General features: G+C 42.1%; 19 protein-coding genes. 13 read left to right on the forward strand and 6 right to left on the reverse strand.

Annotation, left to right across the window (positions count from 1 at the left end):
- Positions 1–181: 181 nt before the first annotated feature.
- Positions 182–652, reverse strand: coding sequence for a CreA family protein (locus R7Q38_RS11750; protein ID WP_005397614.1), 471 nt, complete (start codon positions 650–652; stop codon positions 182–184).
- A gap of 145 nt (positions 653–797) precedes the next feature.
- On the opposite strand from R7Q38_RS11750, the gene R7Q38_RS11755 reads away from it, so the two are divergent.
- Together R7Q38_RS11755 and R7Q38_RS11760 are read left to right on the forward strand one after the other, a co-directional pair.
- Positions 798–1,307 (forward strand): hypothetical protein, encoded by a 510-nt coding sequence (locus tag R7Q38_RS11755; RefSeq protein ID WP_005386088.1) that lies wholly within the window; start codon positions 798–800, stop codon positions 1,305–1,307.
- A gap of 195 nt (positions 1,308–1,502) precedes the next feature.
- On the forward strand, positions 1,503–2,171 hold the full coding sequence (locus tag R7Q38_RS11760; protein ID WP_138940251.1) for an HAD-IA family hydrolase: 669 nt from the start codon (positions 1,503–1,505) through the stop codon (positions 2,169–2,171).
- Between the two features lie 430 nt (positions 2,172–2,601).
- Here R7Q38_RS11760 and R7Q38_RS11765 read toward each other — a convergent pair whose 3' ends face one another.
- A complete protein-coding gene (locus tag R7Q38_RS11765; protein ID WP_005376380.1) occupies positions 2,602–4,032 on the reverse strand; it encodes a methyl-accepting chemotaxis protein in 1,431 nt (476 codons plus the stop codon).
- Between the two features lie 314 nt (positions 4,033–4,346).
- Here R7Q38_RS11765 and R7Q38_RS11770 point away from each other — a divergent pair, with 314 nt between their 5' ends.
- The 3 genes from R7Q38_RS11770 to R7Q38_RS11780 all read left to right on the forward strand — a co-directional run bounded on the left by R7Q38_RS11770 (position 4,347) and on the right by R7Q38_RS11780 (position 6,525).
- A complete protein-coding gene (locus R7Q38_RS11770) occupies positions 4,347–4,520 on the forward strand; it encodes a hypothetical protein (protein WP_017820948.1) in 174 nt (57 codons plus the stop codon).
- Between the two features lie 81 nt (positions 4,521–4,601).
- The gene (locus tag R7Q38_RS11775; protein ID WP_085569047.1) at positions 4,602–5,204 is read left to right on the forward strand and encodes an ACP phosphodiesterase; all 603 of its coding nucleotides are present in this window, start codon (positions 4,602–4,604) and stop codon (positions 5,202–5,204) included.
- A 67-nt stretch (positions 5,205–5,271) separates the two neighbouring features.
- The gene (locus tag R7Q38_RS11780; protein ID WP_318114237.1) at positions 5,272–6,525 is read left to right on the forward strand and encodes a DEAD/DEAH box helicase; all 1,254 of its coding nucleotides are present in this window, start codon (positions 5,272–5,274) and stop codon (positions 6,523–6,525) included.
- A gap of 27 nt (positions 6,526–6,552) precedes the next feature.
- Here R7Q38_RS11780 and R7Q38_RS11785 read toward each other — a convergent pair whose 3' ends face one another.
- Positions 6,553–7,341: an EAL domain-containing protein gene (locus R7Q38_RS11785; protein ID WP_042520834.1), complete on the reverse strand. Its 789-nt coding sequence runs from the start codon at positions 7,339–7,341 to the stop codon at positions 6,553–6,555.
- A 187-nt stretch (positions 7,342–7,528) separates the two neighbouring features.
- On the reverse strand, positions 7,529–8,161 hold the full coding sequence (locus R7Q38_RS11790; protein ID WP_005376385.1) for a hypothetical protein: 633 nt from the start codon (positions 8,159–8,161) through the stop codon (positions 7,529–7,531).
- Positions 8,162–8,344: 183 nt separating this feature from the next.
- Between R7Q38_RS11790 and R7Q38_RS11795 the strand changes: the two genes are divergently transcribed.
- The 3 genes from R7Q38_RS11795 to R7Q38_RS11805 all read left to right on the forward strand — a co-directional run bounded on the left by R7Q38_RS11795 (position 8,345) and on the right by R7Q38_RS11805 (position 9,867).
- On the forward strand, positions 8,345–8,587 hold the full coding sequence (locus R7Q38_RS11795) for a DUF2164 domain-containing protein (RefSeq protein WP_318114238.1): 243 nt from the start codon (positions 8,345–8,347) through the stop codon (positions 8,585–8,587).
- A 174-nt stretch (positions 8,588–8,761) separates the two neighbouring features.
- Positions 8,762–9,301 carry a cytochrome b gene (locus tag R7Q38_RS11800; RefSeq protein WP_042520838.1) on the forward strand — a complete coding sequence of 180 codons (540 nt, stop codon included), beginning with the start codon at positions 8,762–8,764 and terminating at the stop codon, positions 9,299–9,301.
- Positions 9,298–9,867 (forward strand): YceI family protein, encoded by a 570-nt coding sequence (locus tag R7Q38_RS11805; protein WP_017634178.1) that lies wholly within the window; start codon positions 9,298–9,300, stop codon positions 9,865–9,867. The genes R7Q38_RS11800 and R7Q38_RS11805 overlap by 4 nt, the downstream gene beginning before the upstream one ends.
- A gap of 137 nt (positions 9,868–10,004) precedes the next feature.
- On the opposite strand, the gene focA is transcribed toward R7Q38_RS11805, so the two are convergent.
- Positions 10,005–11,456: a formate transporter FocA gene (gene focA / locus R7Q38_RS11810; protein WP_085569043.1), complete on the reverse strand. Its 1,452-nt coding sequence runs from the start codon at positions 11,454–11,456 to the stop codon at positions 10,005–10,007.
- A gap of 301 nt (positions 11,457–11,757) precedes the next feature.
- Between focA and R7Q38_RS11815 the strand changes: the two genes are divergently transcribed.
- Positions 11,758–12,663 (forward strand): LysR substrate-binding domain-containing protein, encoded by a 906-nt coding sequence (locus tag R7Q38_RS11815; RefSeq protein ID WP_318114239.1) that lies wholly within the window; start codon positions 11,758–11,760, stop codon positions 12,661–12,663.
- A gap of 228 nt (positions 12,664–12,891) precedes the next feature.
- Positions 12,892–13,374 (forward strand): DUF1097 domain-containing protein, encoded by a 483-nt coding sequence (locus R7Q38_RS11820; RefSeq protein ID WP_017634175.1) that lies wholly within the window; start codon positions 12,892–12,894, stop codon positions 13,372–13,374.
- A gap of 153 nt (positions 13,375–13,527) precedes the next feature.
- On the opposite strand, the gene R7Q38_RS11825 is transcribed toward R7Q38_RS11820, so the two are convergent.
- On the reverse strand, positions 13,528–15,162 hold the full coding sequence (locus tag R7Q38_RS11825) for an ATP-dependent endonuclease (RefSeq protein WP_042520844.1): 1,635 nt from the start codon (positions 15,160–15,162) through the stop codon (positions 13,528–13,530).
- A gap of 268 nt (positions 15,163–15,430) precedes the next feature.
- Between R7Q38_RS11825 and R7Q38_RS11830 the strand changes: the two genes are divergently transcribed.
- From R7Q38_RS11830 to R7Q38_RS11840, 3 genes are all read left to right on the forward strand, one after another.
- Positions 15,431–17,173, forward strand: coding sequence for a bifunctional UDP-sugar hydrolase/5'-nucleotidase (locus R7Q38_RS11830; protein WP_318114240.1), 1,743 nt, complete (start codon positions 15,431–15,433; stop codon positions 17,171–17,173).
- Between the two features lie 623 nt (positions 17,174–17,796).
- A complete protein-coding gene (locus R7Q38_RS11835; protein ID WP_318114241.1) occupies positions 17,797–18,816 on the forward strand; it encodes a TerC/Alx family metal homeostasis membrane protein in 1,020 nt (339 codons plus the stop codon).
- Between the two features lie 279 nt (positions 18,817–19,095).
- On the forward strand, positions 19,096–19,287 hold the full coding sequence (locus tag R7Q38_RS11840) for a hypothetical protein (protein WP_005376351.1): 192 nt from the start codon (positions 19,096–19,098) through the stop codon (positions 19,285–19,287).
- The last annotated feature ends 119 nt before the right edge of the window (positions 19,288–19,406 follow it).

Below are 19,406 nucleotides of genomic sequence, written 5' to 3' on the forward strand. Positions count from 1 at the left end.
AAAATCGTGGCGATTTATTACAAAGAAGTCTGCTCGCTGAAAAAATCAGCGAGCTGAGTAAATAGCAACCAAAGCAGCTGCAATTTATGAGGCTTGTCGTATTGCAATGGGTTGTTTTTTAAACTTGTTGCTCAGCAGCGCCCGGAAAGAGCCTGCTCCGCGCTAACTAAATTTACCCGCGTTACTTTTTCACTTCAGTTGGCTCAACGTAAGCCTTGGTACCCCAAAGTGGGACTGTCGAAAGGCTATGCTTAAAACTACCATCGGTCTCTTTTGTTGTATAAGACAAGTAGAGTAAGGTTTGGTTATCGGCATCATAAATACGGCGAACCTTCATTGTTTTGAAGAAAATGCTTTTTGACTTCTTAAATACAATTTCACCGGACTTACTCTTATCTATTTTTGCAATCATTTCCGGTGTGATTTCGCCAGTCTGACGACATGATATTGAGCTATCACTTGGATCTGCTAAGCTGAAATCCGCTTCGATAGAGGCGATGTGACATGTGACACCTGTTACCACCTCGTCTTTCAACTCACCGACTTTGATGTCTTTCAAAGTAAACCAACCGAGCCCCACGTCAGCAACATCGTTATCTGAACAACCAACTAGAGTAGTAGCAAGCAATGCACTTAACAGCATCTTTTTCATTATTTTTGTCCTTAACTAGGAAAGATATTGATGAAATCTATCAGAGGTTTGCACCTAAAACAAAATTTAGCCACGGAAAGGTCTATGTGCGCTAGGTTTGTTGCGGGCTTCATGCTAATGTACTGCTCTAAACGAAGGTATCAAGATGAATGAACAACAGTTAGCCAGTATCGAGCGTAAAAATACATGGCTGTATGATCTGGTCGAAGTTGAATTTCCGACACCAGAGAGTTTGAAAGGGCGCGATGTCTATTTCAAAACGCTAGAAAAAGCAACGTATCAAGTAGTCGACAAAGACACATTACTGGAAAGTGACTCTGAATTTAACCCCGACGATATTTTTCTGGTCGATTTTCATCGACTGACCATTATGTTCTCTATCTTGCAATCTCAGCGCTGGGAACAGCAGTATGATAAAGATATGATCATTGAATATCTGACACAGATTATCCTCACGCCAGATTTTGAATTATATGTTGGTTTTAAATCTGGAGTCCCAATTGGTGCTGCTATTGTTAGCCATCTCGAAGGAAATACACTCATCTCTGATGTTGCTGTTTCTGAATCAAAATACAAAAGCTCGTTTGTGGCTGATCTGGCTAAAAGACTAAGCACCGAGCAAAAACTGTTAGACTCAGTGGTTATCGAAGACTAACTTACACATCAATGTGCATAAAAAGTAAAGCAAGATGACGTTGGGTGATCTTGCTTAGAAAAACTGTAATTGCTCCCTTCTATTTCCATGAAATGCCAAGCTCGTCGTTTCAACAATCCCAAACTCAAATAAGATTAATCCAAACATTCTTAAAATCAGCTTGGGCTTGAGCCTTTAAGACGTCTGGAGATGGCTATGGCAATTACCAATATTAAGTGCGTGATATTTGACTGTGATGGTACGTTGGTCGACAGCGAAAGACTGTGTTGCCAAGCGCTCGTCAATGTATTTAACCAGCATGGGGCTGAGTTAACGATGGAAGAGTGCGTTTCTCACTTTAAAGGAGGAAAGCTCGCTGACATCCTTTTAGATACTAAAGAATTGAAAGATATCAAAGTCCCAATTGATGTTTTAGAGCCGCAATACCGAGAAGAAGTCCAGTCTCTTTTTGTGCGTCACTTACAGCCAATGGATGGCGCAAAACGATTAATTCAGTTTTTGGATTCGCATAATATCGAATATTGTGTGGCGTCTAATGGACCTAAAGATAAAATTGAATACGCTTTGGAGTTAACCGGTTTACTCGATGCTTTCCGAGGCAAAGTGTTCTCGGCATTCGATGCGAATAGTTGGAAGCCTGAGCCCGATTTAATCATGTACAGTGCTATGAGCATGGGCTTTTTACCAAGTGACTGTCTTTATATTGATGACACGCCTAAAGGAGTTGAGGCGGGACTAAACGCCGGTATCAAAACGATACAGTTATTTAATGGTGAAGCTATCAATCTTGTTGAGGACGAGCGTGTAATTCGCATCCATCATTTAGATGAATTAAAAGAGCAGCTGTGTGGCTGCTCTGTTTGACCTACTAATGGCAAACCGGACTCAAGCTGTGGATGTGCTTAAGTTTAGACTGTAGGTAAGGCGTTTGATGTAGACATTGGATAGATGAGAAGTTTTTTGTATGAAATCCGCAAGCAGCGCATGTGAATTTCTCGCCATCCGATGAAATGAGATATTCATCTCCTTGGCAGAGTGGGCAATTCAGGTTCTCTATGTCTTTTGTGTCTTTGTAATTATTCATATTGTTTTCCAGCAGCAAATTGGAATTGGCAAGATCAAGCATAGCGGAACGCTCTGTTTAAGAACATTATTTCATCGGGTACAGCGAGAACTTGAGATTCACTTCAAATATCCACTTGGATGTCGTAGAAAATATCGAAGGTAATAGTTGAACACGGTTTAAAGAAAAGGGCTCCCTAAGGAGCCCTTGTTGATCATAAGTTCCACAACGTTATGCGGTGCGGTAGCGTTGTAATATCTCACCAAGAGAAACGGAGGCTTGCGTGAGATTAGCGACGCCAGCGGTAGATTGCTCCGCCACTTCTCTGATTGTGCTTGATTGACTACGAATTTCTGAAAGTTCCGATGCAATATCGTTAGCAACTGCGCTTTGTTCTTCAGCAGATGTGGAAATCTGAATGCTCATGTCCATTAATGAGCGTGCTGACTCGGCAATAGAGGTAACATCATGGCCGATTTCATCAATAAGCTGGCTGCTGGTTTGAGCTTGCTGAACGGTTCGGTTGGTGATTGAAGCAATGTTCTGGCTCTCAATTTGAAGCTTCTCAATCATGGCTTGGATCTCTACTGTTGCCTGTTGAGTTCTGCTTGCTAATGTACGTACTTCATCGGCAACCACTGCAAATCCACGACCTTGTTCACCAGCACGGGCTGCTTCGATTGCTGCGTTTAGTGCCAACAGATTAGTTTGTTCTGAAATGGCGTTAATCGTTGTGATCACGTCATTAATCTGCGTCGTATTCTCGTTTAAATTGGTTACTGACGTAGAGGCTTGTTCAATATAGCTAGATAACGTCTCTATCTCGCCAATCACGTTTTGTACACGGCTTCTGCTTAGTTCGATCTTCTGGGCATCTTGGTCTGACTGCGTCGTTGCTTGTTGAGAAATACTTGATACCTCCTTTGCAGAGGCTGTCATTTCTTCCATTGCCGTCGCGACTGAATCAAGCGTTTGATATTGATGAGATATCTGGGTTTCACTCAACTGCATATCTTTTTCGAATGCAGAAGATGTCTCGCTCAACATCGTTGCATTATTTTTAACACTATTAACCAGTTCACTTAAGGTATCCATAGACTTGTCTAGCGCACAGCCGATGGTACCGAATTCATCTCGACCTGGATGGAAACCAAGGCGAGAGGTTAAGTCACCGTCACCAATTTTTTCGGTTGTTGTATATAAAACCCACAGAGCTCCTCCGATAAACGTTGCCACCCAGTAAGAGAATAGGGCAAAAGGAATAACCCATAAGAAGCTGAGTAATAGTGACGATAGAGCTGATGATTTTAACGATTCGTATTGTGTGGACACATTTTGAGTCAGCTTAATCACTTCTCCAGAATGCAACTTGGCATAAGCGGTCACAGACCCATCGACAAAAGAACTCTCGCTTACGCGGTTCGATTTCGATACGCCGTCAATTTCTGTAGCGCGGTTTGATTGAGCATCAACGATACCAGAAAGCTTCGCTTCGCTCGCCGAGATGGCTTGCTGCTCAAATTGTTGTATTTCATTGAAGTAGCGGCTTCCAGCCACTGAAGTGAGGGCTACTAAAAACAGTAGGAATATAACCCACATTTTGTCGTTGATAGACATCTTGATAAACAGCCTGTCTATCGTTCTAAACTCAACTTCTCTCATTTAAAGCTCCATTAGAGATAAAAGATATTGACCAAATCTATTGCTATATCGAAACAAAATATGCGAAGTTAATCAGCAAAATATGTAACGAATACTAAATTTAGTTTAAGAAATGAGATCTAAGGACGCCTATAACAGTATGTTATATCTTTAAATTGACATGAATGTTGATAAAAGAGTCATTTCTCTAAAGTGTTAAGTGGATATGAAACCTAATTGCAATCGTTTACTTTTGATTATGCTCATAGGTTTTTAAATCTTTACTTCTCGCTGTCATGAATGTGTCATATAAAGACTATAAAAAGGAGTTGCTGATGTGGATATGGCAAGAGCCAGGCCGTCAGCAAGTAAAAGCAAGAGAGCTTAAAATAAAGGAGGTCACAATGAGCGACCAATACCAAAACGATGAGAGCCTAGAGCTGCTAGATGCGCTTGAAATTGGCATTATCTTGTCGGAATACGTTGGCTCAGACAACGAAGCCGAATAGCGGAACACTCTCATCTCGTCGTAATTGACGTTATACTAGGTTCATGTCACACCAAGCCCTAGAGGCCAAAACTGGCGTCGAATGAACTTTCTAGCCCACCTGCATATCGCAGATCACAGTAACAGCCATTTATTGGGAAACTTGCTTGGAGACTTCGTAAAAGGAGATCCAAGCAAGCTGTATGATCGCGATATCTCAAATGGCATCAGATTACATAGATTTGTTGACCGTATTACTGACCATCATCCAATCGTCAACGAATGTAAGCCTCATTTCACTGGTATTGCGAGACGTTTTGCACCTATCGCTTTGGATATGTTTTGGGATCATTGCCTCGCAAAACACTGGAACGACTTTCATTCCGTGCCTCTCGAACACTTTGTCCAAACGGCATACGAGCGAGTAAACCGAGAGGTTCATGAACATTTGCCGCCACGTTTTTTGGTGCTCCACAGCAGAATGTGGCATGGCCGATGGCTTCAATCCTATCAAGATCTAGACAATATAGAATTTGCACTACATCGGATGTCGCAAAGAAGCCCTAGAATGGCAGACTTAACCACAACATTTAAAGTGATTGAAAGTGATTACACCGAATTAGAAGAGAAGTTCTCGTCACTTTATCGAGATGTTTTGCGCCAGTCGTATGATTTTCAGCAACAGCTTAATGACTCAACTCAATGAGATAGAAAAGTAGTATGGCTTTAGGGGCTCTGGTAAACTCTGCGCTCCAAAAATAATGAGGTTACACATGTCTGTTAATTTTGCTGATTTAGGCATCGAACAAAAGCTAATCGAGACGCTAGGCAATCTAAATATCGTGACGCCAACACCAGTGCAAGAAAAGTCAATTCCACACGTCCTTGCAGGAAAAAACTTACTTGCTGCTGCACAAACTGGTACGGGAAAAACGGCTGCGTTTGGTTTACCTATCATACAAACCGTTCAGCAAAAGAAACTTAACGGCACACCTCAAGCATTGATTTTGGTTCCAACACGCGAGCTTGCACAGCAGGTATTTGATAATTTGAATCAGTACTCGGCAGAAACAGAACTTCGCATCGTGTGTGTTTATGGTGGTACAAGCATTGGCGTACAAAAGAGAAAGTTAGAAGAGGGTGCTGATATTTTGATTGCCACGCCAGGCCGCCTTTTGGATCACCTGTTTAATGGTAACGTAAACATCTCTAAAACCGGTATGCTCGTGTTAGACGAAGCCGACCGTATGTTAGATATGGGATTTTGGCCTGACTTGCAGCGCATCTTCCGACGTTTGCCTGCTGAGAAACAGATCCTATTGTTCTCTGCGACATTTGAGAAGCGAATCAAAACTATTGCGTATAAACTCATGGAATCGCCAGTTGAAGTCGAAGTTTCACCAGCAAATACGACTGCTGAAACGGTAACACAAATGGTTTATCCAGTGGATAAAAAACGGAAACGTGAATTGCTAGCGTACTTAATTGGCTCGCGGAATTGGCAGCAAGTGCTTGTATTTACAAAAACGAAGCAAGGCAGTGATGAGTTAGCGAAAGAGCTCAAGTTAGATGGCATCAAAGCGGTTTCTATCAACGGTGATAAATCACAGGGTGCCCGCCAAAGAGCTTTGGATGAATTTAAACAAGGTAAGGTACGTGCTTTGATTGCAACCGATGTGGCAGCACGAGGGTTAGATATTCAAGAGCTAGAACAAGTCGTGAACTTTGATATGCCATTCAAAGCAGAAGATTATGTCCATCGAATTGGCCGCACTGGAAGAGCTGGAAAGTCAGGTTTGGCGGTTTCTCTGATGAGTAGAGATGAGGAGTACTTGTTGCAAGCTATCGAGAATCTGCTTGATCAACGCTTACCCCAAGAATGGCTGGCAGGTTTCGAACCAAGTCTTGTAGAAGACGTTGAGCCTGAACAAAATGGGCGTCGTCGTAGTCGTTCATCTGAGAAGCGTAAGCTAAAAGCAAAATTGGCGATTCATAAGAATCGTGGTAAATCACGTAGCTCTCGCTAAACCGCGCAAACTTTTGTTCTTACATAGTCAGGCTGTTTTTGCCTCTTCATAGACGTCTAACGTTTGGGGGATAGCAAGTAGGTACCCTTGATACATATCGAAACCGAGCTTTTTCATTAAGCGAAGTTGATGCTCGGTTTCAATTCCTTCGATAACGGTTTTAGAGCATAACGCTTTTGCGAGTGATAATGCATCGTTAAGCGCTTTAAAATCACCGTTTTCATACCTTAGCAATAAAGAGCGATCCATCTTGATTATATCTGGGCAAACGCTTCTCACTCGCTCAGTTGTCGATGCATTGACGCCATAATCGTCAATCGCTAATTTAAATCCTTCAAGACTTAACTCCCGAGCAGCTTGAGACAAAGAGAGTTCATCCTCCACCTTCAATTCAAGTAACTCCATGACGATTTGTTCATTCATCAAATGCGATTCATAAATGGTTTGTTTTAGCAGTCGGTTATAAGTGATGTCTTTGACTAGTATCTCTGCCGCTACCGGTAATACATTGAGAAACAATTGTTTTGTGTGAAAGCGAGACTGAGAGAAATTTTTGATATGGATTAGGCGACTTAAGCGTTCAACATTGAGCAAATCTTGAGTGGGAGTCGCTTTGGATTGGAAAAACTGATCTGGCCTAACCATGGTGCCATTGGCATTGCTAATTCTTACCAGTGCTTCAAGGCCAACGATGGAAATATCGTTCTTATATATGGGTTGAAAGACACTGCGGAGAGTGAAGTTCGCGTATTTCGCAATATACTGCCCGTCGGCTTCTTTCCGGATGCAACTAAGTAGTTGCGAGATGCTCATCATTGTTACCACAACCTAAATCAATGTCTCAACATCAGCGTTATCGCGCTAATTTTTCTATTTCATTGGCAATGAATCTAAGTGTGCTCATTAACTCAAGCAAGAACGATGGTAATGGATGGGTAGTTTTGTCGAGTGATATCAAACAAATTGATGAAATAATTGATAATCTCAGCACTTCAATTTGATGCTACCATTGCAGTACGGCATACAACTGCAAATATTTTCTGACTAACTGCTGTTTGTTCGAACGCCGTAAAGGATGCCCAAACTTAATGTAACAAGGGCTAATACCGAATCGAGTGTCCAACGATTGCGTGAGTTGCGACTCGCTGGTGTACAGTGTGATTCCTTGTTCTGTGTATTCGTTGATCTGATCGGGTAGTTCCCCCATCCACCAATGAAGCAATTCTCGGCTCGTTTTGCTGCGACTTATCCAATGATCACAAACTAAAAAGAGTAGGTCATTAGGCTGTAAGGCATAGCCATATTCACTCTGCCATTCCGTAATTGATGAGAGTAAGTTTTCCCGGCAAGATTTTCCGGCACTGACCATATGGTGACTCAGAACCCAGACAGTGCCGATGTCGGATGAAATTCGATAGTGATGGGGAAGGTCTGGAGAATCCAACACTTCGATTGGCTTTATCACGCAGTTGTATCCAAAGTGACGAAAAGTATGTTCCATCCTTCTTGAAAACGCGAGACCAAGATGATGCTCACTCATGCCTTGGTTATGCACCGCAGGGTAATGCTTTTCACACAGCTTAAGACAGTCGTCTTGAAAATCATTAACACTTTGAATAACTAGGTCGAGTAGCAAAGAATATCCCTTAATAATTACAAAACGAACTGCAAAAGGTTAGCATAGTCTTTTGAGAATAGACTAATTTACTTCGGCAACTTCTTGATCTAAACACCAAATTTCTCACAAATGACCGTGTTTAATCTTTAATAGAGCAATACGAAAGAAGCAGAAGTTGAACAAAAATTTGAAAGGGAAAAAATGATAAAGCTAGAACGCGCACAAAAAGAGGCGTTGGCCACCGCCATTCAAGATTACATGCAAGACGAGCTAGATGTTGAAATTTGCCAGTTCGATAGTGAGTTTCTAATTGATTTTATTACAGAAAAACTAGGACCAATTTATTATAACAAGGGTGTTGAAGATGCTAAGTTACTGGTTGAACGCAGAATGTTAGAAGTTTCCGAAGAGCTGTATGAGATAGAACAAGAAATTAAGCTGTAAGTTTCAGTTTTACAAACGATTTAAAGTTCCTTCAAAAAATTCGAACAACTTGATAGATACGGTACCATTGGCTGGATGTAAATGATGGTAAATAATCTGTTTCATATGACGTAAATAGGTTAATGTAGTGTTTCTTGCTCAGCATTAACTTAGGAATATATCTAGGAACTTGAGATGGATACACTGGTAAAGAATTACAACCTTACTGCACGCGTGATGCATTGGTTATCAGCGCTGTGCATTATTGGTCTATTTGCAGTGGGTTTGTGGATGGTCGACCTTAGCTATTACAGCGAATGGTATCGAACTGCGCCGCATTACCATCGCTCTGTCGGTATTTTACTCGCTATTTTAACTTTGGTACGCATAGTATGGAAACATGTGACGGCGTCACCAAAGGTAGAAGGCAAACGTTACGAAGTGCTTGCTGCTAAAGCAGCGCATGGTGTCATGTACCTACTATTGGTCACCATCTTTGTTTCAGGTTACCTCATTTCAACGTCTGATGGACGCGGCATCGAAGTGTTTAATTGGTTCACCGTGCCAGGAGCGGGAGAGTTATTCCCAGGCCAATCAGATATTGCAGGTGAGATTCACTTCTATGCAGCTTGGGCAGTCATCCTGATTGCAGGCTTACATGCTATTGCTGCACTAAAACACCACTTTATCGATAAAGACAACACATTAAGAAAAATGTTAGGAGCTTCAAAATGAAAAAGTCACTTTTCGCTACAGGATTAGCTATCGCTATGGCACTGCCATTTGGTGCGCAAGCTGCAGATTATGTCATCGATACCAAAGGTGCTCACGCTTCAATCAACTTTAAAGTTAGCCACTTGGGTTACAGTTTCATCAAAGGTCGTTTCAATACATTTTCTGGTGACTTTTCTTTTGATGAAAACAACATTGCTGACTCAAAAGTAAATGTTGTTGTTGATACAACCAGCCTAGATTCAAACCATGCTGAACGTGACAAACACATTCGTAGTGGTGACTTCATCGATGCTGGCAAATACAGTGAAGCAACCTTTACTAGCACAAAAGTGGTTGATAAAGGCAATGGCAAACTAGATGTAACTGGTGATCTAACGCTACACGGTGTTACTAAGCCTATTACTATTGAGGCTGAATTCGTTGGTGCTGGTAGTGACCCATGGGGCGGCGAGCGCGCTGGCTTTGTTGGCAACACTCGCCTAGAGCTTGCTGACTTTGACATCCCAGTAATGGGTGCTTCAAGCTACGTCGATATGGAACTTCATATCGAAGGTATTAAGAAGTAATTAGTTCCTTTTAGATACACTAAAAGCGCTCCTTCACTTGAGAGCGCTTTTTTATTATCTTAATCACATCACTAACATCGATAAACCCGTCAGTGATAGCGATTGAAAGCCAATAGACGTTGTAAATGTTTAGCGATTTACGCTGTTTCTAACTCGCTTTTTTCCACTAGGTTTAAACGCTCACCAAAAATCGGGCGTAGTGCTTTTAATACTTCAGTACGAGTAACCACCCCGACCATCTGCCCCTTTTCAAGCACAGGAAGCACTTGTGGCTTACTTACTTTGATACTTTTAGCGCGTTCTTCGAGAGACAAAGACGTCAAGCGAGTGGCAATACCCATACTGCTCGCTGGGTACAACTGCTCTTTATCGATACATAGGAATTCCACAACATCAACGAGGCGATCACCAGCGTCAATTGCGACCACATCTCGGCTCATGATGTCGACGACTTTTTGGTCTTTCACCGGAATGTAGTCCTCACACCATAGTTCTACCATCACATCGTGAGCAGAGAAGAAGCCAACTAATCGATTTTGTACGTCTACAACAGGTGCGCTAGTTACGTTGTTATCAAGTAACACATCCAGCGCGGCTGCAATTGGCGTTTCTGCACGAATGGTGACTGGTTTTTGGTTCATAATGTCTTTAACAAAAGAGGCATTTTTCATGGTGAAATCCTTAACTGACGACAGTGTTGTAGTTGTAGTGATAGAAGAAATATTCGCTGCTTTTAGTTCTGGTCGGCGAAAAATACACCAGTTTGAAAGGCCAACTAATACCGCTCCGCCGACGATGTTGCCAAGCGTGACAGGAATTAAGTTAGCGGTAATAAAGTGGCTAATGTTTAGGTCTGTGTATTGTGACGCGGGCACACCGACAGATGCCCAAAAAGATTCAGGTGCAAAATTCGCGATAACAATACCAAGTGGAACCATAAACATGTTCGCAACACAGTGCTCAAAACCGCTGCTGACAAACATTGCCACAGGCAAAATTGTCATTGCTGCTTTTGTCATTGCATTTGCAGAACTAAATGTCAGCCAAATCGCTAGGCAGACCAACAGGTTACAGAGAATACCGAGTGCAAACGCTTGAATGAGAGTGTGGTGAAGTTTGTGTTGTGCGATGTTAAGCGCATTTAATCCCCATTGACCGCCATCCATCTGATAAAGACCAGCAGCAGTAACCAGCGCAAGTAGGAACATCGCACCAATAAAGTTACCAACGTAAACTTTGCCCCAGATCGAAAGCATCTTACCGAACGAGATTTGCTTATTGGCCCAAGAAATACTGGATAGGACGGAGCTGGTAAATAATTCACCACCGCAGATCACTATGAGGATCAATCCCATGCTAAATGCGAGTCCACCAGCTAGGCGGCTCAAGCCCCAACCAGCGCCCGTACTGCCGGTGGTCACCGTGATGTAAAACAAGAATGCTAACCCGATGAACGCGCCGGCCATAATGGCGAGGCTTAATGTCATACTGCTGGTTTTGTTTGCCTTACTTAACGCAAATTTTTCCGCTTCAACCATCATCTCTTTTGGAGAAAAATACTGGTGATTTTGAGAACTGGTCACCGCCATATTGACTCCTTAATTTGTAATCGCATAAAAAATCCTTGGTTATTAACTCAAAAATGAAATTGTTGTTTTTATTAAGAGCCTCAATGACTTCGGTTTCAAAACCATTGAGGCTTGCGGTGTTCCCGAACCGCGTACTCAGAATAGGGAGAACGGTTAGTAAGGTAAAATTGATAATATTTAGAAACCTCATCAAATTAATTGATAACTTTACGGGGCTAGGTAAAATGAACTCTATTGCTTATTGGGGCATGCTTTAACAATTGTGGGGATTGGGAAATACCCACTAATAATGGAGGACACTTTGCGCTACTCACTTAAGCAATTAGCGGTTTTCGACGCAGTTGCAGATACCGGCAGTGTAAGCCAAGCCGCAGAAAAATTGGCTTTAACACAATCAGCGACGAGTATGTCGCTTGCGCAATTAGAGAAGATGCTTGGCAGGCCGTTGTTTGAGAGGCAAGGCAAGCAAATGGCGTTAACCCATTGGGGGATGTGGTTACGACCAAAAGCAAAACGCTTGCTACAAGATGCATTGCAGATTGAAATGGGCTTCTATGAGCAACATTTATTGAGTGGTGAGATTCGTATGGGAGCGAGTCAAACCCCAGCAGAGCACTTAGTTCCCGACCTTATCAGTATCATTGATAATGACTTTCCAGAAATGCGTATTTCCCTCGGTGTACAAAGTACAAAAGGGGTGATTGATGGGGTATTAGATTACAAGTATGACTTAGGGATTATTGAAGGGCGCTGTGATGATAACCGTTTACACCAAGAAGTATGGTGTCGTGATCATCTTACTGTTGTCGCAGCTTCTTATCATCCTTTTGCGCGTAATCAGTCTGTTAGCCTTGCGCAGTTAGAGCAAGCGAAGTGGGTACTAAGAGAGCATGGCTCTGGCACACGAAAAACATTTGATAGTTCCATTCACCACCTTATTGAAGATTTGGATGTGTGGCGCGAGTATGAACACGTTCCGGTGTTACGTAGTTTAGTTGCTAATGGTCAGTACCTTACTTGCTTACCGTATTTAGATGTAGAGCGATATATAGAAGCAGGTCATCTTGTGGCATTAAATGTACCTGAGTTAAAAATGGAAAGGACGCTTTCATTTATATGGCGCTCAGATATGGCAGAAAACCCATTAGTCGACTGCATTAAAAGAGAGGGGCTGCGAATGATGAAAGGGAAGCCTTCAGTTCTTTAAAGGTTGATTAAACATGCCTACGAGATGAGTTGGGTTTATTCCCCAAATCTGTTGATTTATCGGTTGCGTCAAACTTTTAATGTAAATTGTGAAAATAATAATATCTTATTGTGATCAGTGTCACCGATAAGCTGAGCTGATGTATCTAACATGTGTCCTTGATTTCAATGTATGAAGGCAGTTATTGAACCATATAGGTACGATAATAGCCGAGTAGGTATGACTACCATGACGACACTTTTAGCTATTTCTATCACTACTGGAATTTTATCTGGCGTATGGGGTTGGATCGCCATCTCTTTAGGTTTGCTTTCTTGGGCTGGTTTTTTAGGTTGCACGAGCTACTTTGCAGCGCCAACGAGCGGATTGAAAGGACTAGGCATCAGCTTAATCACCAATATGACAGGCGTATTCTGGGCAATGGTAATTATTCACGGTTCCACTTACGTGGGGTTGGAAATTATTGGCTATGTGATTACCGCTATTGTGGCATTCTTCATGTGTATTCAAGCTAAACAGGCTTGGCTCGCGTACATCCCTGGTACTTTTATTGGTTCATGCGCAACATTTGCGGCTGACGGAAACTGGCAACTTGTCATTCCATCGTTGTTGCTAGGTGGTGTGTTTGGCTATCTAATGAAAGCGACAGGGCTATGGTTGCATACGAAATCAACCGCTACTTCTTCTTCGCTTGCTGAGCAAGCACAGTAGTGAACCCCCGATCTTATTGGTATCCACTGTGTATTGAGTTTTATCCCTCTCAATACCCTTAATCAAAATTAATGATGTTTGATACAAGCACACCAAATTGGTGTGCTTTTTTTGTATTACAAGACAATACGCTGAGTGTAAAATACGTCTAACTCATGTATTGCCGTTGGCCATGGTAACAACGCGTTTAAGTGTCCAGCGCAGAAGAACAGGAATACACTCCATGCCTTTCTCTTCACAATGAGAAACAATAGCCAAAGCTAAGTCCGGTTTTGCATGTTTTTTCAAAACACGATTTACGACTTTTTTAGCAGGGATAGGGTGGTCATGAGGAACTTTGATGATGTCCTTAAAGAAAAGTTCAAAACCATTGTTGTACAGAAAGTGCTCGATGTCTCGGTCGGGTAACTCCGTAAGTCGATGCCTTTCCTGATCATGGTCGAGCTGTGCTCGCACTGCATGCGCGTACTTTTTCCCTGCTGGGTCGCCATCGGTAACGACATGCCAATCAATACCAAACTCTTTTGCTACTTTGATGAGTGATTTTAGACCTGATTGAGCAAACTCAACGATTTGAACCCCTTCGGCAGCCAAGTCATACCCGCATTGACGAGCCAGTTCATGAAAAAGCCAAACTTCGGTTTCGCCCTCAACAAGTAACCAGCACCGCGCAAATAATGCTCCTGAACGATGAAAACGAATATGGAAACCAATTCGGCGCAACTCATCTCGACCAAACTTTGTTGAGTTTAAACTCTTAGCGATGGTTCTGTCTGATAGCCGAATTAAACGTCGAATTGAATACAGTGGAACAGAACCGAGTAACGTGCCACTGTTGGTGGTTAATATCTTTTGCATTGGCAACAATTGCAATAAGGACCACGCTCTCGCTAGATGAGTTGGATGCAGTCGACCTTCTGGATCTTCAATAATCAGTATTGGTCTCGCGCAGCGCCTTAAATCGGTGGGACCCTTAGCTTGAAGATAGGCATTGAGTAACCCCATTAAAAGCAAGCGGCTTTGTTTGTCATTGGTTTCTTTCAAGAACTGACTCAAACCTTTATCAGAGGAAGGGCTTGTATAGAAAAGACCATCGCGAGGTTTGCGTGGGTTACCTTTACTGACACTTCTGAACGCAAAATAGTGCTCAACAAGCGTTTGCATTGAGTCGAGACTACTACGAATCTCACCTTTATTTACATGGCCAGGCATAGCCAATAAGCGTCGACAGGTATTGTTGATTCGTTTTTCAATCCGAGCATTTTTACCATCGCCGTTGACATGGTTTAAATCTGGGAAGCGTCGGGAGTCACGTAGTCGGATTACAGGATGAAGTGTCATTAACTCAATAGCGAGTTTCTCTGAGTGGTGAAGTTTTTTGGGTTTGCCGTTATGACCCAAAAACGCGTACTCTGTATTAATGCCGTGCTCATCGCGAGACGCACTAATACGATAGTAAATGACTTGCTCACCATCTTCGTTGGTGCACCATGTAGGCTTTATGCGTCTGTAGCGTCCCGCTTTTACTTCGTTTTTATCCTGTGCTTTAAAACAAACAATGATCTGTAAGTGTTGTGTTTGTGGATGAGAAATTGAGTAGTCAACGTGAAAATCTTTCAGTTTGAATTGATACAATGAGCCATTGGCAGGTAATGCGATGGAAAGGGCATCGAGTAATGATGATTTGCCCCACGTGTTTTCACCGATAAGCGTGGTGAGTTCGTCAAAAGAGAGTGAAAGGCGTTTGATGCCTCTAAACCCGGAGATTTCGATGCGTTCTAGTCTCATCTCAATCCTCCTTGCAATTATTTGAATTATCGAGAGTTATTTTGCTACTCCTAAGCATATATGAATTCGAAATTTTTGAGTTAAGCTCAGTTCACAAAATTACGAGAGCCTCTTACTGAATAGAGACCGTTACAAGCGAGGCTTGCTTTCAAAGCCGGGGGACAGCATCGTGATCACTTAAACATGAAATCCTAAATCGCAGTTTCATAAAATTCATGATTCTGTCATGATTCACTTCTTATTATTATAAGGAATGAAAAAAGAGAAGATGAAGATGAATAACAATCATAAGCCAGTGAGAATCAAACTGGCACACATCAATGACACACATTCCTACTTTGAACCAACGTCATTACAGTTAAAGCTTAAGATAAACAATGAACTCACGCTAGAGCCTTATGTCAGTGCTGGCGGCTTTTCTCGTATTGCAACCCGAGTCGAGCAGTTAAGAGATGATGCTCAGCGCCAAGGTCACGGGATGTTGTTCCTCCATGCCGGAGATTGCTTCCAAGGCACGCTGTATTTCTCACTATTTAAAGGCAAAGCCAATGCCGACTTATTGAACGCATTAAAGATTGATGCAATGGCGTTAGGCAATCATGAATTAGATATGGGGAATGAGCCAGTTGCATTGTTTTGCCAACGTACTCAGTTCCCATTGCTTGCTGGCAACTGGGATTTATCCAATGAATCACTTAAAAAAACTCACCGTATCAGTGATTGCAAGGATGTATATAGTTACCAACCGGATACACAGAGCGCTCAATACATTGTTAAAGAATTCCATGGTGAGCGGGTCGCGATTTTCGGATTATCCATAGATAAAATGAGCGACATCGCAAACCCTGATGCAGACACGCCTTTTCACTCAGCAATTGAAACCGCCAAGGCGACCGTAAAACAAATTCATTCATCAGGTATAAAAAATATTATTCTTCTGAGCCACTTAGGTTATGAAGGTGATTTAGAGTTAGCTGAGCAAGTCGCAGGTATTGGTATAATTGTTGGTGGACACAGCCACCGGTTGCAAGGTGATTTTTCATCAATAGGGTTAGGACAAGACGATCCCTACGGTATCAAAATTAATGATACCTATGTGGTGCAAGCGGGTTTCCATGCTTTGACAATGGGGCACTGCGTCATTGAGTTTGATGAACACGGCAAAGCAATGATGTTGAGTGGACAAAATGAACTGTTGCTTGGCCGACGTATTTTTTGGGACTCGACGCTAAACCAACAGCTCGACCAAGGTGTATTCGAAACCGCGTGCGACTTCATCCATGGTCAACCGAATGTCGTGGTTTGTAAGAAACACCCGGAAACTCAAGCGATCCTGAGCGATAAATATATTCCTCAGGTCAGGCAGTTACAGTCACAAGTCATTGCTAGTGTTGACACCAAAAAGCGTCATGTGAGAATTCCCGATGAATTTGGTGAGAGTGAGTTGGCTTCCTCCGTTGCCCGATCATTTCTGCACTGTTTAAACAAACGTGGATATGACGTTCAATTTGCAATTCATAATGCGGGTGGCGTGCGAACCTCTTTGAACCCTGGCAACATTACAGTGGCAGACATTGCCGGACGGCTGTTGCCTTTTGCCGTTCCTATCGGCTTTTACGATGTAAAAGGCAGCGCTATTCGCCGTGCACTTGAAGGCGCGATAAATAATGCACTCAACAATGGCGTAGAAGGCACTGGATCTGGCAGTTATCCGTACACTTACAATTTAAACTTCGAGTACCACGCAGATGCCCCAAAAGGTGAAAGAGTTCAATCATTAGTGATTTTTGATGGTAAACAATGGGTAGGTGTTCAAGATGATGTTTGGTATCGAGGGACTTCTTCTGCCTATACGATGAAAGGGAAAGAGGGGTACGACGCATTGCAGGAGATGAAAGGAGAAGGGCGTGTGACCAGTTTGTCCATGGCTGATTGTTTTATTGAACTCCTGACCGATGAGCCAAACTGTTTGAATCAAAGTCACAAACTTTACACAAAGCGACGTCGATAATAGATACTGGTATTGATTTTGCTGCTCTCCACTTACTACATGGGTTGATGAGGATGGCAGTATGTGGAATAAAGATTGGGCAGATACGGCAGTCGTGGTTGCCTGGATCGCAATTTGGTCAACACTGGTCTACTTTGTGCCTCTAAGCGGCTTTTGAATTGCTAAGAATGTGGATGCTACAAAAGGGAGCAGTAATGCTCCTTTTTTGTATCTATCTTCCCCGTTAGGCCTCTAACCAATGAAGAGTTTGTCTTGAGCCATTTGCTGCTTTTTGTCTGTTTACTATAGTTGCGGTGGTTGAATCCATTTCTTTCTTTTTTATAGTGCTTCCTGATTTTTGATAAGAATTTTATTTCGATAAGACAAGGTTTTTTTGTTGGAAAGCCTGACGCTCGGCGTTATTATGTCGACGTTTGGGGAGTAGTTAGCGCAAGTTTACTTATCGTCATCTCGTTAAGCATCAGCTTATCCGGTAAGTAAAGGTGTTACGTGGTTTATTCACATCAACACTTCAACGAGACCAACGCATTCATTGACTAGCAGCACATAATCGTTATGTGGCTGTTGGTTGTTATTGTATGCGGAAGGTCACCAAACGAAGTCCTTCCGCCATGGGAGGAAATATGTCTCTTATCGAAAATACCACCCAATTGAGCCAATCGGTGCCTCTTCAAGAATCATTAGCGATGTATGGTGCTTTTGGTTTATTTACCCTTGTTCTTGTTACGCTTGATATCTATCAAACACGTGGTGGCGCTATCACGATGAAAAAAGCCATCGTTTGGAGTGTTTTTTGGTTCTTGCTTGCCTTTGTTTTTGCAGGTTCTATTTATTTATTCTGGGACTTTTACGCGCCACATAGCGCTTATACGAACGACAAAGCAACGATTTCATTCTTAACTGGTTACTTACTAGAGAAGTCGTTAAGCGTTGATAACTTGTTTGTGTTTGCCATCATCTTTGCACAATACAGTGTGCCGGAGCATTTGCGTCCGAGAGCATTGCTTTGGGGGGTGATAGGTGCGCTAGTTTTACGCGCTGTCATGATTGCGGTTGGTGCTCAGTTACTTGCACAGTATCACTGGGTATTGTACTTATTTGCTGCTTTCCTTATTTGGACAGGTGTTAAGCTAGCTCGCGACAAAGGCGAAGCAGAAGAAGTTAATCCATATCCGGAGCAGTTGATTCGAAAGGTATTGCCAGTTACAGATGACTACCAAGGAAATCACTTAATCTTAAAGCAAGCTGGTCAGTGGGTGGCAACACCGATGCTGATCGTTGTTGGTGTCATTGCACTAATGGACGTTATGTTTGCGTTGGATTCTATACCAGCTATATTCGCGGTAACGCGAGAGCCATTTTTAGTCTTAGCCGCGAACGTATTTGCATTATTGGGTTTACGATCGTTGTACTTTGTTCTTCAAGCAATGTTAGACAAGTTTGTATACTTAAAACCAGCATTATCAGTAATCATGATGTTTATCGGGGTAAAAATGCTATTGGTTGGAACAGAATATGAGATTCCGACAACATGGTCTCTCACATTTTTAGTTGTTGTGATGACATCGGCAGTGGTGGCATCACTCCTAAAAAATAAAGCGAAGCGTCAAACTAGCGTTAATATTACTAATCAAAAAATATAAAGTAAGCACTAAAATCAAAAGAAACAACGAAAAATATTGTTAAATATATGTTGTTTCTTAAGGGGCGATTATGCAGGTAATGTTCAGTTATTCAATGTAATTACAGCAATTGTGATTATTTATGCCGTTATTATTCATTTGTATTTTTGAGTTTTGTAATGAGTTTGTTTTATTAGAAATTCTAATTTGAATGGGTAAAATTTGTCATTTCTTAAACAATAAGAAACTGACTAATATACAACCAACTAAACAGACTACTGCTTTTAAAGAGAGGCAATCATGGCACAAGCAATGCAAATGACAAATGTAGCTTTACCAACCTCTATGGATAAGAAAACCTACGCGGTTAACTTCAAAGGACTGATTGCTCACTTACTGGACATTCTATTTGTAGATAACACTGCGCCACGCAGTTACTACGCAGAAGACTTGTCAGCACATATTCAAAAAGACATCGGTATGTACCGTTAATATTGAAATAGTGTAAGAAATACCGGCCTATGAGCCGGTATTTTTTTATTTTCAGCCCTAAACCACCTACTTCAGTAGGTGGTTATCATCCGTTTCGGCTTTGCCTGTAAAACTACTCA

This window comes from Vibrio sp. Vb0598 (genome assembly GCF_033338935.1).
Lineage (GTDB): Bacteria > Pseudomonadota > Gammaproteobacteria > Enterobacterales > Vibrionaceae > Vibrio > Vibrio alginolyticus.